The following is a 14,903-nucleotide window of genomic DNA, read 5'->3' on the forward strand; positions in this document are numbered from 1 at the left end:
CCGCGGGTGCTCAGCCTCGCAGGGCCTTGAGGATGCGCTGTGCGGAGACCGTCTCGGCCGTGCCGAGCTCCTGTGCGAACAGGCTGACCCGCAGTTCCTCGATCATCCAGCGCGCCTTCACGAGAGCAGGAGAGGCGTGGCTGTCGATGGGGACCGTGCCACCGGCCTCGACGTAGCGCTCGGTGACCTGCTGCACCTCTCGCATCCAGACCTGATCGCGCTGCGGGTTCTCGGCGAGCTTGGTCAGGCGCGAGGTGATTCCGGCGAGGTAGCGGGGCAGGTGTCGCAGCCGATCGAGGCCGGTCGTGGAGATGAAGCCGTCGAAGACCAGTCCGGCGAGCTGCTCGCGCGCATCCGTCACGGCGGTGATGGTCTGCATGCTCGTGCCCTGCTTGATGGCGCGCTCCACGTCGCGGGCGGCGCTCAGCGTGCGTCCGACGAGGCCGATCGTCTCGAACATCGTGTCCATGAGAACTGCGGAGACCCGGTCGCGGGTGGTCTCGAATTCCTTGCGCGTGAAGAACGCGCCGCTCGGAGCGACGCGATAGAGCACGTCGTCGATGCACGCGAGCAGGGCGTCATCGAAGAGCGTGCCGGTCGAGCGATAGGGGCTGGCCGCGAGGGCGAGCTTCTCGGCGTTCGTGAGGTGCTGCTGCACGTACGTCGACGGGTTGGCCACCGCGAGCGCCAGCAAGCGGCGGATGCCGCCCGGCATCGCGGCGGCCTGCTCCTGGGCGGTCGCGAGCAGGCGGACGCCGACCGTCGCTCCCTCATCGACGATGGCGGGATAGGCGCGGATGAGGTTGCCTCCGACACGGGTGTCGACATGCTGCGGCAGTTCGTCGACGTCCCAGGACTTCAGCCCGGTGCGCTCCGGGAAGGCCGGGGCGTCCGTGCGTCGTGGGCCGCGCGGTGCGTCAGGCCGGGCTTCGAAGGTGCGAGCGACGGCATCCCGCGCCCTGTCCGAGAGCTGCGCCTGCAGGGCGCGCAGGTCTTTGCCGTCGGCCAGGGTGCGCCCCCTCTCGTCGACCACGCGGAAGGTGACCCGAAGGTGCGGGGGCACGCGGTCCAGGTCGACGTCTGCGGCGGACACGGGGGTGTAGCTGAGGCGGGCGATGACCTCGGCGACGGTCTCGGCGAACGGGCTGCCGTTGGGAGCGACGGGAAGAGCATCCGCGATCTTCGCCGCCCAGTCGTTCGCGGGAACGACGTGCCGGCGGATGACCTTGGGGAGCGCCTTGATCATCGCCGCGATCAGTTCGGTGCGCAGGCCAGGGACCTGCCAGTCGAAGCCCACCCGGCTCACCCGGGCGAGCAGGGCGAGCGGGATGAGCGCCGTCACGCCGTCGTCGGGAGCGCCCGGCTCGAACCGATACCGCAGGCCGTAGCGCTGGTCGCCCTGCTGCCAGTAGGCGGGATAGGCGTCTTCGTCGACGGTCACCGCATCCTCGGGCGCGAGCGTCTCGGGCGTCATCGTGAGCAGGTCGGGCGTCTCGTTGCGTGCTCGCCGCCACCAGCCCTCGAAGGTGCGCGTGGAATATACGTCTGCGGGAATGCGGTGGTCGTAGAACGCGAAGACGGCCTCGTCGTCGAAGAGGATGTCGCGGCGGCGGGTGCGTTCCTCGAGGGCGGCGAGTTCCTTGCGTAACGCGCGGTTGGCGCGGTCGAAGGCCTGCTGGGAGTCCCACTCGCCTTCCACGAGGGCATGGCGGATGAAGAGTTCGCGGGCGTACGCCGGTTCGATGCGCGCGAACTGCACCCGGCGCTTGGGAACGATCGGCACGCCGTAGAGGGTGACGCGCTCGTACGCGACCACGGCACCCTGCTTCTTCTCCCAGTGCGGCTCGCTGTAGTTGCGCTTGGCGAGCGACCCGGCGAGCGGTTCCGCCCAGGCCGGGTCGATCGCAGCATTCATGCGCGCGAACAGCCGAGCCGTCTCGACGAGCTCCGCGCTCATGAGGGCGTCGGGCTGCTTCTTCACGAGTGCCGATCCCGGGAAGATCACGAAGCGCGTGCCGCGGGCGCCGAGGTACTCCGTGAAGGGCCGGCGCCCGGATGCCGCCTGCTGGCGGGCGCGCTCGTCCTTGATTCCGATGTGAGAGAGCAGCCCCGAGAGCAGGGCGCGATGGATGCCGTCGGGATTGGGTTCGCCGGTGGCGGCCAGGTGCAGGTTCAGCGGCTTGGCCAGCTGGCGAAGCTGGCGGTGCACATCCTGCCACTCGCGCACGCGCAGGTAGTTGAGGAACTCGCTCTTGCACAGCCTCCGGAAGGCGCTCGAGGAGAGCTCCCGCTGCTGGGTCTCGAGGTGATTCCAGAGATTCAGCAGGGTGAGGAAATCGCTCGTCGGATCGACGAAGCGGGCGTGCAGCTCGTCGGCCTGCGCCCGTCGTTCGAGCGGGCGCTCGCGCGGGTCCTGAATGGTGAGCCCGGCGACGATGGCGAGCACGTCGCGGCTGACCCCCTGCGCCTTCGACTCGATCACCATGCGGCCGAAGCGGGGATCGATCGGCAACCGCGAGAGCTGGTGACCGACCCGGCTGAGCCGCTCGCCCTCGAGCGCGTTCAGTTCGCGCAGCAGGTCCATGCCGTCCTTGATGCCCCGCGGGTCGGGCGGGGTGAGGAACGGGAAGGCCTCGATCGCGCCCAGGCCGAGCGAGATCATCTGCAGGATGACGGCGGCGAGGTTCGTGCGCAGGATCTCGGGCTCGGTGAACTCGGGGCGTCGGGCGAAGTCCTCCTCGGAGTACAGCCGGATCGCGATGCCCGCACTCGTGCGGCCCGAGCGGCCGGAGCGTTGGTTCGCCGAGGCCTGCGAGATCGCCTCGATGGGCAGGCGCTGCACCTTCGACCGCACGCTGTACCGGCTGATGCGGGCCGTACCCGCATCCACGACGTAGCGGATGCCGGGGACGGTGAGGCTCGTCTCGGCCACGTTCGTGGCGAGCACGATGCGGCGACGGACGCCGGCCACCTTCGAGGGCTCGAAGACCCGATGCTGGTCGGCGGAGGAGAGCCGGCCGTAGAGGGGGAGCACCTCGGTGGTGCTCCCTGAGCCCGTCGAAGGGCCGCCGGAATAGTGGCCGCGGACCGCCTCCTCGGCATCCCGGATCTCGTTCTCGCCCGAGAGGAAGACGAGCACGTCGCCGCTGGACTCGCGCGCGAGCTCGTCGAGGGCATCGAGGATGCCCTGCAGGTAGTCCTTGTCCTCGACCGCCGCGCCCTCGTCGTCGTTCTCCTCGTTCCCTGAACCCGTCGACGGACCGGCGTCGGCAACGAGCGGCCGGTACCGGACCTCGACGGGATAGGTACGCCCCGACACCTCGATGATGGGCGCGGGCGTGCCATCGGCATCCGAGAAGTGCGCCGCGAAGCTCTCGGGGTCGATGGTCGCCGATGTCACGATGACCTTGAGGTCGGGGCGCTTGGGCAGCAGCGTCTTCAGGTACCCGAGCAGGAAGTCGATGTTGAGGCTGCGCTCGTGGGCCTCGTCGATGATGATGGTGTCGTAGCGGCGCAGCAGGCGGTCGTGGTGCATCTCGTTGAGCAGGATGCCGTCGGTCATCAGCTTGATGCGGGTCTCGGCCGAGGCCTTGTCGGTGAAGCGCACCTGGTAGCCGACGAGGGCGCCGAGCTCGCTGCCGAGTTCCTCGGCGACGCGCTCGGCGATGGTGCGGGCGGCCAGGCGGCGCGGCTGCGTGTGGCCGATGCTCGTGCGGCCGAGCTCGAGGCAGATCTTGGGCAGCTGGGTGGTCTTGCCCGATCCTGTGGCGCCGGCGATGATGACCACCTGGTTGTCGCGGATGGTCGCGGCGATCTCGTCCCGCATCCGGCTGACGGGCAGCTCGGGGGGATAGGAGATCGCCGGGATCTCGGGGGCGACGGTCTCAGGCATAGCCCTCCATCGTAAACCGCCGAATGAGCGGATTGAGGCGTACACTGCACGTAAAGAACAGCCCTCACGCTGAGGGCATCGGCTCACGATCCGTTGACTTGTCCGGGGCGTGAGCCGTTCTTCGTCTCCCCACTCGAAGCAGCGTTCGTCGTCGGCTCAGCGACCGAGGGTGAACTCCGCCGCCTCGGTGGGCGGGTCCGCTTCGGTCGGGGGTGCCTCCGCGAGGCGCGTCGAGAGCAGGCGATAGGCCCGAGTGCCGAACGCCGCCAGCGCGAGCACCAGGAGGGCGATTCCCGCGAAGAGGAAGACGAGCGCGATCCCGCGCGCCTCACCGTCGCCGAGCAACCAGCCCCATGCGGCCTTGCCCTCGTCGGAGTTCATGTACGGGATGATCCAGAACTGCGCGATGGGCGCGATCGCGAACGAGGTGATCGGTGCCGCGGCGGCCTCGAGGGTCTGTGCGAGACCGAACACCCGTCCCTGCCGGCGGAACGTCACCACCTTCTGGATCACGGTCTGCTCGGCCGCCTCCACGACCGGGATGATGACCATGTACACCCAGATGCCGAGCGCGTAGAGCCACCACCACTCGCGCAGGGTGAAGACCGCACCGAGCACGCCCATGCCCGCGACGGCGAGCAGCATCGTCCGCACCGGATTGCGTCCGAGTCCCCACTTGGCCACGACGAGGCCGCCGATGAGGAAGCCCGTCGACGTGACGCCCAGCACGATTCCCCAGACCTCGACGGGAAACAGCGTGAGCCCGTAAGGATCCATGAGTGCCATGTAGACACCACCGATGAGGTTGTTGAGCGTGGTGAACAGGATGAGGGTGAACAGTCCGGGGATGGATCGGATGGCTGCGATGCTGCCGCGCAGGTCGAACATCGCCGGCCGTTCGCCCTCCGCGGGCACTGGGCGTTCCTCGGGGATCCGGAGGAAGAGGATGTGGATGAGCGCGGCGAGCGTGGCCCCGATGGCGATCACGAGGGTCCAGCCCATGCCGAGCAGACCGACGGAGAGCCCACTGAAGACGCTCGTCACCATGAAGGCCAGCCCCTGCACGGTGCCCACCAACCCGTTGGCGTTGGCGTGCCTCTCGACCGGCACGAGCAGCGTCACCGTGGTGGAGAGCGCGATGTTGCGCATGTTCTCGGCCACCGACCCGAGCAGGATGATGGCGGAGAACAGCCAGAACCAGATATCGCCGAGGTCGAGCAGCTCGGATTCCGGATGGAGGAGGTAGAGCACGCCGGCGATCGCGAACGCCACGAGCGGGATGACGCTCGAGGCCACCATCACGGCATGCTTGCGATGGCGGTCCACGATGGTTCCGAACAGGATTCCGAACGCGGCGATGAGGAGCATGTACGCTCCGCCGATGATGCCCGTGGCGAGCACGGACCGCGTCTGGAGGTAGACCCAGAACGTGAGGGCGAACCACAGGAAGCTCGTGGTCACGTTGGCGAGCATCGTGTTGACGAGCACCTGGATGAAGGTGCGCATGCCGTTGGCCGGCGGCGTCGGATGGACTGCCTCTGCGGAGGCCTCGTCGTGCTCCGTCATGGTGCGAGCTTAATCGCGCCCACTGACGCTGCCAATGGACCGCGTCGGGGTCGACTTGCCACTTCTTGCGGCTTCGCGCGCGGGGAAATCGCAAAAAGTGGCAAGTGGGCGAAAGATCGGGCGACAAAACTGTTGACTCAGCAAAGTGGTTTGCGGTACAAAGTAGTCATGAACGCGATCAACGCTTCCGATGACGAGGCCCTGGACCCCGCCGCCGCGCTCGCACTGCTGAACGATCAGCAGCGCGACATCGCCCGCCAGCTGGCCTCTCTCGTGCCGTGGATCCTGTTCGCATGGGGCGTCGCCTGGACCGTCGGCTTCGGGATGCTGTGGCTCATCGACGGAGCACGCCCGGCATTCTCGGTTCCCTGGCCGGTGGCGGCGGTCGTCTTCGCCGCTCTCAACCTCGCCGCACTCATCGCCACGGCCATCCTCGGGGTGCGCAGCGGTCGCGGCATCCGCACGGCGCCGGATGCCGCCTTCACCGGAGCCGTCTACGGCTCCACGTGGACGATCGGCTTCGTCGTGATCTTCGCCTTCGGAGCGGCCCTGCAGGTCAACGGCATGGACCCGTCGCTCAGCAGCATCTACTACCCGACGGCCTCGGCGGCCTTCGTGGGCATCATGTACATCCTCGCGGGGGGCATCTGGCACACCTGGTCGATGATCGTGCTCGGCGGCTGGTTCGCGCTCGTCGCGGCGGTCGCGCCCTTCTTCGGCTACCCCGCGAACTACCTCATCTTCGCCGTCGCCGGCGGCGGCGTCTTCCTTCTCGGTGCTCTCGCGGCCTGGATCCGCATCGCCCGTGGTGCCCCCGCCAAGGGGATGCGTCGTGCCTGACCTCGACCCCGTCATCCATGCGCAGGCGCGACTGCGCATCACCGCGGCCCTCGCGACACTGGGCGAGGGGGACAGCATCACCTTCCCGCGACTGCAGGAGTTGCTCGACATGACCGCCGGAAACCTGTCGACCCACCTGCGCAAGCTCGAGGAGGCCGGCTACGCCGAGGTCACCAAGACCTTCACCGGCCGCACGCCGGTCACCTACGTCGCGCTCAGCCGCATCGGCCGGCGCGCCTTCGAGGACTACATGGACGCGCTGCGCGCGCTCCTGGGGAGCACATCATGAGCCTGGCATCGCTGCACAGCGTCACCCGCCGCTTCGGCGAGGTGGTGGCGCTCGACGACGTGAGCATCGACATCCGGCCCGGAAGCATCGTCGGCCTTCTCGGTCCCAACGGCGCGGGCAAGACGACGGTGCTCTCCCTGCTCACCGGCCTGCGCCGGCCGAGCAGTGGCGAGGTGCTGCTGTTCGGCGGTTCGCCGCGCGACTATCGCAATCGGCAGCGGCTCGGCTCCACGCCGCAGGAGTCCGCTCTGCCGCCGACCCTGCGGGTCTCAGAGGTGATCGACTATGTCGGCGCGCACTTCGAGAACCGGATGCCGACGGCCGCGCTCGCCGAGGAGTTCGGCCTCGAGTCGCTGCTGCGCCGCCAGACCGGCTCGCTCTCCGGAGGGCAGAAGCGCCGGCTCTCCGTCGCGCTCGCCTTCGTGGGGCGCCCAGAACTCGTGCTGCTCGACGAGCCGACGACCGGGCTCGATGTCGAGGGCCGCCGAGCTCTCTGGGATGCCGTGCGGCGCCAGCACGAGGCGGGCGCGACCGTCGTCATCACCAGTCACTATCTCGAGGAGATCGAGGCCCTCGCCGAACGCGTGCTGGTCATCACGGGCGGGCAGGTCGTCGCCGACGACACGCTCGATGCCGTCGTCGCCCGTGTCGGGCTCAGCCAGGTGCGCCTGCGCACGCCGCTTCAGCAGCGCGTCAGCGAACTGCAGGGCGTCGCGCGTTCCGAGATCGGTGACGACGGCGCCACGACCTTCTCGGTGACGGATGCCGACCGGCTGATCGTCGACATCGTGCGCTCCGGCATCCCGTTCTCCGACCTGGCGGTGCGGCGGGCGACCCTCGAGGAGGCCTTCCTCGGGCTCACCGAGAACGCGACAGCCCCCGCCGCACCCCAGACAGCACCCGAGATCGAGGAGATGTCGCGATGAGCACCTTCGGGCTCACCCTCACCCACGCCAAGTACAACCTCATCGAGACGGCGCGCATCCCGATCGCGCTCATCGGCTCGCTCGTGTTCCCGGCGCTGGCCCTGCTGTTCTTCGTCATCCCGCAGCGGGTGGTGGCCGAGAACGCGCTCTACGCCACGCAGGCGGTCATCTCGCTCAGCGTGTTCGCCGTCATGTCGAACGCGCTGTTCAGCTTCGGCCTCACCATCGCGGAGAACCGCGAGAAGCCGTGGGACCCCTACCTGCGCACCTTGCCCGCGCCCGGAGTCGCGCGCGTGCTCGCCCAGGTCGTCTCCACCGGAGGCCTGGGGCTCGCCGCCATCATCCCCGTGATCGTGCTCGGCGCCCTCTTCACCGCCGCCCAGGCGTCGCCGTTGCACGTTCTCGCCGGGCTGGTCGCTCTCGCGGTCGGCGCGCTGCCGTTCATGTTCATCGGCATCAGCATCGGCTACGCGATGCCCGCCAAGGCCGCGATCGCCGTGGTGCAGGTGGTCATGTTCGCCCTGGCCTTCATCGGCGGGCTGTTCCTGCCGCCGCTGCTGTTCGCCGACTGGCTGAACACTCTCTCGACCTTCACGCCGTCGCGGCAGGCGCGCGAACTCGTCATCTGGGCGGTGCAGGGCGGAGACCTTGCCCCGTGGGTGTGGATCGGGGTGCTGTCGTGGACGCTGGCGACCTTCCTGCTCGCGCTCGTGCTGTTCCGGCGCGACGAGGGCCGGCGTTACCGCTGATTTCGCGCCGAGCGCAACCCCGGTTCGCGCGCTGCGCGAGAGGAGCAGGATGGGGGCATGACAGTTCCCACGCTCACGCTCAACGACGGCAACACCATTCCCCAGCTCGGCTTCGGCGTCTTCCGCGTCGATCCCGCTGAGACCGAGCGCGTCGTCACCGATGCCCTCGAGGTGGGATACCGCCACCTCGACACCGCCCGCATCTACGGCAATGAGAAGGGCGTGGGCCGGGCGATCGCCGACTCGGGCATCGCGCGCGAGGAGCTCTTCATCACGACGAAGCTGTGGAACGACGACCAGGGCGGCTCTTCCGCGCACAAGGCGTTCGACAAGAGCCTGGACCGACTGGGACTCGACTACGTCGACCTCTACCTCATCCACTGGCCGGTGCCGAGCAAGGACCGCTACGTCGAGAGCTGGAAGGCCCTCGAGGAGATCAAGGCCTCCGGCCGGGCGCGCTCCATCGGCGTCAGCAACTTCCTCGCGCACCACCTCGAGCGACTGCTCGGCGAGACCGAGATCGTGCCCGCCGTCGACCAGATCGAGCTGCACCCCGCGCACCAGCAGCTCGAGACCACCGCGTTCGCACGTGAGCACGGCATCCACATCGAGGCGTGGGGTCCCCTCGGCCAGGGCAAGTATCCGCTGTTCGAGGAGCCGGCGGTGGCGGATGCCGCTGCCGCGCACGGCAAGTCGCCCGCCCAGGCGGTGCTGCGCTGGCACATCCAGACCGGCAACATCGTCTTCCCCAAGTCCAACTCGCGGGAACGCATGGCCGAGAACTTCGACATCTTCGACTTCGAGCTCACCGACGACGAGGTGGCCGCCATCAGTGCCCTCGAGCGCGGCGGTCGCGTCAGCGCGCATCCCGACGAGGTCGAGTGAGCGCGTGAACCGCCTCGCCGCATCCGCGTCCCCCTACCTGCTGCAGCACGCCGACAACCCCGTCGACTGGTGGCCGTGGGGCGCGGATGCGTTCGCCGAGGCCCGCCGGCGCGACGTGCCGGTGTTCATCTCCATCGGCTACGCCACCTGCCACTGGTGCCACGTGATGGCGCGCGAAAGCTTCAGCGACCCTGTGGTCGCGGCCTACCTTAACGACAACTTCGTGAGCATCAAGGTCGACCGCGAGGAGCATCCCGACGTCGACGCGAGCTACATCACGGCGGCGGGCGTGTTCACCCGCAACCTCGGCTGGCCGCTGTCGATCTTCGCGACACCGGCCGGGCTCACCTTCTTCGCCGGCACCTACTTTCCGCCGCGTCCCGTCGGCAACACACCCGAGTTCCTGCGGGTGCTCGGTGCGGTGACCGATGCCTGGGCGAACCGACGCGACGAGCTCACCACGCAGGCCGAGGCGATCGGGCAGGCCATCGCCACGGCTTCCGTGCGCGCGGGCGAGGGAGCCGGGCTGCCCGACGTCGCCGCGCTCGAGGCGGCGGGCGCGATGCTCGCAGAGCAGGAGGACCGCCAGTACGGCGGCTTCGGCGACGAGCCCAAGTTCCCGGTGGCGACGGTGCTCGGTTTCCTGCTCGAGCTCGGGGGAGAGGGCGACGCGCTCGCCGCCCGCACCCTCAAGGGGCTCGGCGCATCCGGGCTGCGCGACAGCGTCGAAGGGGGCTTCTTCCGCTACGCCACCCGGCGCGACTGGACCGACCCGCACTACGAGCGGATGCTCTACGACAACGCCCTGCTGCTCGAGGACTACACCGCCGCCTGGCTGGCCGACCCGGGTCGGGAGTGGGCGGGTCTGGTCGCCGACGGGATCGCACGGTTCCTGACCGGCGTCCTGCAGCTGCCGAGCGGCGGCTTCGCGAGCGGACAGGACTCCGAGAGCGTCGTCGACGGCGCCCGCACGGAGGGTGGCTACTACCGGCTCGACGAGGAGGCCCGAAGCCGGCAGAAGCCGCCCGCGCTGGACCGCAAGGTGCTCAGCGGCTGGAACGGCCTGGCGATCGCCGCGCTGGCACGCGCCGGATTCGCATTCGACCGGCCCGACTGGCTGCAGGCTGCCCGGCGCGCGGCCGACGACCTTCTCGAGCGACACGTGCTCGATGACCGCCTGGTGCGCGCCTCCCTCGACGGCCGGGCCTCGGATGCGGTGGCCACGCTCGAGGACTACGGCATGCTCGCGGGCGGACTCGTCGCGCTCGGCACCGCGACGGGCGACGTGCGCTACGCCGAGGCCGCGCGGGGACTCATCGACGCGACGCTGACCGAGTCCGACGATGCCGGCGCGTTCACGATGCCCGGCGGAGCCGATCCCGTGCTCGTGGCCAACGGCATCGCGCTCGCGGCCGATCCCAGCGAGGGTGCCTACCCATCGGGAATCAGCGCCTGCGCGGATGCCGCCTACCGCCTCTACCTGCTCACCGGCGATCGCCGCTACCGCGATGCCGCCGAAGCGGCGCTCGCCCCCCTCGGGCAGGACGCCCTGCGTGTCCCCCTCGCCTTCGGCGGCGCGCTCGCGACCATGCGCCGTCTTGCCGCTCCCGTGACCCAGCTCGTGACCGTGCTCTCCGAGGTGACGCCGGCGCATGACCCGCTCGTCGCCGCCAGTCGCAGGCGCACCGCATCCGTCGTCACGATCGTCACCGACGCACAGGCACAGCAGTGGGCGGATGCCGGCTTCGAGCTGCTCGAGGCGCGCACGAGCCGCGAGGGCCGAGCCGCCGCCTACCTCTGCGAGCAGTTCACCTGCCGTCTTCCGGTCACCGAGGCGTCTGCCCTCTAGCAAGTCGGAGCGCAGGGTGCCGTTTCTTACGGCATGTTTCGACTCTTACGCCGTGTTGCTGGCGCCCTCGCGCACCGGCCGAGCGGAGCCTAGCGTCGCTGGCATGAGCAGCATTCTGAACGTCGTCGCCGTCTCGGGCAGCCTGCAGGCGCCCTCGAAGACGACCTCACTCGTGCACGAGATCATCCGGGTGCTCGAGGCGACCCTCGAGGGAGCGGTGCAGGTTCGTGCGCACGTGATCGAGCTCGCCCAAGACGGAAGGGCCTTCGCAGGTGCCCTCACGCGGGACGAGCTGCCGCCCGCCGCCGAGCAACAGCTTCGCGCCATCGAGAATGCGGACCTGCTCGTCGTGGCCAGCCCGGTCTACCGAGCGAGCTTCACCGGGCTGTTCAAGCACGTGTTCGACTTCGTCGGGCAGTACGCGCTCATCGACAAGCCGGTGCTGCTGGCCGCGACGGGCGGCAGTGACCGGCACGCGCTCATCATCGACCACCAGTTCCGCCCGCTGTTCTCGTTCTTCCAGGCCCTCACGCTGCCCCTCGGGGTCTACGCGAAGGACTCGGACTTCACCGACTACCGCGTCAGCAACCCGGCGCTCGACGAGCGCATCGAACAGGCCATCAGCCGCGGCCTGCCGATCATCCGCGCCCGCTTCGTCGCCGACGCGGACGTCTCGCCGTACGTCGGCACCTGGTGATCACGGTGCCGCGGGCCGATCGCGCTCTCCTGCCGGTCGTGGGCGGGGAGCTGCGCGTGCCACTCGTGACGGGCGGCGAGACGCGCGCCGTCAACCTCGATTACGCGGCCAGCGCGCCCGCGCTCGTGTCCGTCGCCGATCACCTCGCGGAGTTGCTGCCCCTCTACGCGAGCGTGCATCGCGGTGCGGGGTACGCCTCGCAGGTGAGCACCTCGACCTACGAGAACGCCCGGCGCATCGTCGCCGATCACGTCGGCGCCCGCCCCGACGATGTCGTGGTATTCACCCGCAACACGACGGATGCGCTGGGCCTGCTCGCCTCGGCGGTTCCGGGCGAGACGGTCCTGCTCGACATCGAGCACCATGCGAACCTGCTGCCCTGGCAGGGGCGGCGCTCGCGCATCGTGGCTTCGGCGGACACCCTCGCCGAGACGCTGTCACGGCTGGAGGCCGAACTGGCCGCCCGCCCGGCCGCGCTCGTGACCGTGACGGGTGCCAGCAACGTGACCGGCGAGGTACTCCCGCTGCCCGAGATCGCGACGATCGCCCACCGGCACGGCGCCCGGCTCGCGGTCGACGGCGCCCAACTGGTGCCGCACCGCCTCGTCGACCTCCAGGCGACCGGCATCGACTACCTGTCGTTCTCGGGGCACAAGGCCTACGCGCCCTTCGGAGCCGGCGCCCTCGTCGGCCGTCGTGACTGGCTCGACGCGGCCCCTCCCTATCTCGCGGGCGGCGGCGCCGTCTCGAACGTGACGGTGCACGGCGCCCAGTGGCATCCGACGCCCGCCCGCCACGAGGCGGGATCACCCAACGTGCTCGGTGCGGCGACCCTCGCGCGGGCGTTGCAGGAGCTCGGCCGGCTCGACCCGGACGAATGGTCCGCCCACGACGCGGCGCTTCGCGAGCACCTCGCCACCGGCCTGGCTGCCCTGCCCGGAGTGCGCGTGCTGCGCATCTTCGACGACAGCACGGGCGCCGTCGGCGTGGTCTCGTTCGTCATCGATGGCCTTCCCTCCGGCCTCGTCGCCGCCGCCCTCTCGGCCGAGCACGGCATCGGCCTGCGCGACGGCCTGTTCTGCGCGCATCCACTGCTCGCCCGCCTCGGCATCGACGCGCCCGCCCTGCGCGCGAGCTTCGGCGTCGGCTCGACGCGGGCGGATGCGGATGCCCTGCTCGCCGCTCTCGGCGCCATCATCGCGACCGGGCCGGCGTGGCGCTACGAGCGTGCGGCCGACGGCGAGTGGGCGCCCGTCGACGACGCCCGGCACCGGCCGGAGTGGGCGAGCCCGCACGAGGCCTCCGTGCGCTTCGGCTGCGTCGCCTGAGCGGACGGCCTCGTCAAGCATCGATCGCCGAGGTTACGCCCGGTTTCCGCGTGTGAACGCACGGGCGTAATACGGTCGCGGCCCCGGCTGCGGTTACCTAGCGTCGCAGCATGAGCAGACGAGAGCACCTCATCCTCGGAGCGATGTTCCGTGCCCTGGGCGCCTACCCCTCGGGCTGGCGGTACCCCGGCGCGCACAACGATCCGCGCCGCGACCCCGCCGTGCTGCGCCGCACGGCCAAGCTCGCGGAGCAGGCGCATCTCGACTACCTCTTCTTCGGCGACTGGCTGGCCACCGGGCACGACCTCGAGGTGCGCGACCCCTACCTGCTCGCCCGCATCGACCCGATCAGCGCCGTGACCTACCTCGCCGGCATCACGAAGCGCATCGGCCTGATCGCCACGGCGAACACGACCTACAGCGACCCGTACACGCTGGCGCGCACCACGGCATCCGTCGACCTGCTGAGCGGTGGCCGGGCAGGGCTCAACCTCGTGACGGGCGCCGAGCCACGGGCGGCGGCCAACCACGGTCGTGACGAGCACTGGGGCAACGAGCACCGCTACGACCAGGCGGAGGAGTTCATCCAGGCGCTGCGTCTGCTCTGGGACAGCTGGGAGGACGACGCCTTCGTGCGCGACCGCGTCGGCGGAGAGCTCATCGATCCGGCGAAGCTGCATTCCGCGGACTTCCGGGGAGAGCATGTGCAGGTCGCGGGTGCGCTGAACGTCGTGCGGCCGCCGCAGGGCCAGTTGCCGCTCGTGCACGCGGGAACCTCGCTCCGTTCCCGGCAGTTGGCCGCCGCATCCGCCGATCTGGCGCTCGTGGCCGTGCCCACGCTCGAGGAGGCCGTGCAACTGAGCAGCCAATTGCGTGCCCAGGCGAGTGCTGCCGGCCGGGATGCGACGCAGCTGCGCGTCATCACGCCGGTGCTGCCCGTTGTCGCCGGCTCCCGGGAGCAGGCATGGGCGATCTTCGACGAGCTCCTCCGTCTCGTGCCGGTCGACGACGGCGCGTCGCCGCTGCCTGCCGAGCTGCTGGCCGGCCGCGGCATCCGCACGCTCTCCCAGGCGGTCGGAGTCGCGCTGGGACCGCAGCCGCTCGACACGGAGGTCACGCGCCGACTGGCTGCGCGCTTCAGCGACGTGGGGCAGCGCCTCATCGCCACGGTCGCCGAGCGCACGGGCCGCCGCGTCGGCGACGCCGAGCGACCCGTCACGCTACGGCACCTGCTGGTCACCCACCTGGTGCCCTCGGCCGCCATCGTCGGGTCACCCGCGGTCGTCGCCGATCGACTGCAGGACTGGTTCGAGGCGGGTGCCGTCGACGGCTTCAACGTGCTGAGCGCGTACCTGGGGGAGCAGTTCGAGGCGTTCACCGGCCTCGTCGTGCCGGAGTTGGTGCGCCGGGGCCTGTTCCGCTCGGAGTACGACGGAACCACGCTGCGCGACCACCTCGGGCTCGAGCGGCCGGAGAACGTGCACGCGGCGGCCCGCGAGACGCGTCAGCCCCTGCGCGCGCACGGCTGAGATACCCCTAGGCCGCGTGCGGCAGACGAGCGAGCACCGACCAGACCGCGGTCGAAAGGTCGGGGTGCTCGAGCGCGATCGCCCGCAGCAGCCCGTACTCGAACGCCTCGGCAGCGCCGGCCGGCGCGGTGGGGTGGTGCGCCCGCGCCCGCTCCCGGCTCAGACGCCCATCGGCCAGGCGCTCCGCACGGATGGTGGCGACCACCTGCTCGTCGACGCTCGGCAGATCCGGAAGGAACTCCCACGGATCCTCCCCCTGCCGGCACTTGATCTCGATGACGGTCGCGAGCTCGTCCGCTGCTTCTCTGCGCAGCTGTTCGAGACTCACCTGTGCTTCTCTCATGGCCGTCACC

Annotated in this window: 12 protein-coding genes; 9 read left to right on the forward strand and 3 right to left on the reverse strand. The window is 70.0% G+C overall.

Going from position 1 to position 14,903, the window contains the following annotated elements:
- Nucleotides 1-10 precede the first annotated feature (10 nt).
- Together hrpA and WDJ51_RS10290 are read right to left on the reverse strand one after the other, a co-directional pair.
- Nucleotides 11-3,892 carry an ATP-dependent RNA helicase HrpA gene (hrpA, locus tag WDJ51_RS10285; protein ID WP_337852367.1) on the reverse strand — a complete coding sequence of 1,294 codons (3,882 nt, stop codon included), beginning with the start codon at nt 3,890-3,892 and terminating at the stop codon, nt 11-13.
- A 156-nt stretch (nt 3,893-4,048) separates the two neighbouring features.
- Nucleotides 4,049-5,458, reverse strand: coding sequence for an MFS transporter (locus WDJ51_RS10290; protein ID WP_337852368.1), 1,410 nt, complete (start codon nt 5,456-5,458; stop codon nt 4,049-4,051).
- 168 nt (nt 5,459-5,626) lie between these two features.
- Here WDJ51_RS10290 and WDJ51_RS10295 point away from each other — a divergent pair, with 168 nt between their 5' ends.
- The 9 genes from WDJ51_RS10295 to WDJ51_RS10335 all read left to right on the forward strand — a co-directional run bounded on the left by WDJ51_RS10295 (nt 5,627) and on the right by WDJ51_RS10335 (nt 14,550).
- Nucleotides 5,627-6,298 (forward strand): hypothetical protein, encoded by a 672-nt coding sequence (locus WDJ51_RS10295; protein ID WP_337852369.1) that lies wholly within the window; start codon nt 5,627-5,629, stop codon nt 6,296-6,298.
- Nucleotides 6,291-6,587: a transcriptional regulator gene (locus tag WDJ51_RS10300; protein WP_337852370.1), complete on the forward strand. Its 297-nt coding sequence runs from the start codon at nt 6,291-6,293 to the stop codon at nt 6,585-6,587. The genes WDJ51_RS10295 and WDJ51_RS10300 overlap by 8 nt, the downstream gene beginning before the upstream one ends.
- Nucleotides 6,584-7,513 carry an ABC transporter ATP-binding protein gene (locus WDJ51_RS10305; RefSeq protein ID WP_337852371.1) on the forward strand — a complete coding sequence of 310 codons (930 nt, stop codon included), beginning with the start codon at nt 6,584-6,586 and terminating at the stop codon, nt 7,511-7,513. The genes WDJ51_RS10300 and WDJ51_RS10305 overlap by 4 nt, the downstream gene beginning before the upstream one ends.
- On the forward strand, nt 7,510-8,262 hold the full coding sequence (locus WDJ51_RS10310; RefSeq protein ID WP_337852372.1) for an ABC transporter permease: 753 nt from the start codon (nt 7,510-7,512) through the stop codon (nt 8,260-8,262). The genes WDJ51_RS10305 and WDJ51_RS10310 overlap by 4 nt, the downstream gene beginning before the upstream one ends.
- 57 nt (nt 8,263-8,319) lie before the next feature.
- On the forward strand, nt 8,320-9,147 hold the full coding sequence (locus WDJ51_RS10315; protein WP_337852373.1) for an aldo/keto reductase: 828 nt from the start codon (nt 8,320-8,322) through the stop codon (nt 9,145-9,147).
- A 4-nt stretch (nt 9,148-9,151) separates the two neighbouring features.
- Nucleotides 9,152-10,996: a thioredoxin domain-containing protein gene (locus WDJ51_RS10320; protein WP_337852374.1), complete on the forward strand. Its 1,845-nt coding sequence runs from the start codon at nt 9,152-9,154 to the stop codon at nt 10,994-10,996.
- Between the two features lie 103 nt (nt 10,997-11,099).
- A complete protein-coding gene (gene msuE / locus WDJ51_RS10325) occupies nt 11,100-11,693 on the forward strand; it encodes an FMN reductase (protein WP_337852375.1) in 594 nt (197 codons plus the stop codon).
- Nucleotides 11,694-11,749: 56 nt separating this feature from the next.
- Complete coding sequence (locus WDJ51_RS10330; protein ID WP_337852376.1) at nt 11,750-13,021, forward strand: aminotransferase class V-fold PLP-dependent enzyme; 1,272 nt, start codon at nt 11,750-11,752, stop codon at nt 13,019-13,021.
- A 110-nt stretch (nt 13,022-13,131) separates the two neighbouring features.
- Nucleotides 13,132-14,550, forward strand: a complete 1,419-nt coding sequence (locus WDJ51_RS10335) for an NtaA/DmoA family FMN-dependent monooxygenase (RefSeq protein WP_337852377.1) — start codon at nt 13,132-13,134, stop codon at nt 14,548-14,550.
- 7 nt (nt 14,551-14,557) lie between these two features.
- Here WDJ51_RS10335 and WDJ51_RS10340 read toward each other — a convergent pair whose 3' ends face one another.
- Nucleotides 14,558-14,893: a hypothetical protein gene (locus WDJ51_RS10340; protein WP_337852378.1), complete on the reverse strand. Its 336-nt coding sequence runs from the start codon at nt 14,891-14,893 to the stop codon at nt 14,558-14,560.
- Between the last annotated feature and the right edge of the window lie 10 nt (nt 14,894-14,903).

The organism is Rathayibacter sp. YIM 133350, from assembly GCF_037404875.1.
Classification (GTDB): Bacteria; Actinomycetota; Actinomycetes; order Actinomycetales; family Microbacteriaceae; genus Orlajensenia.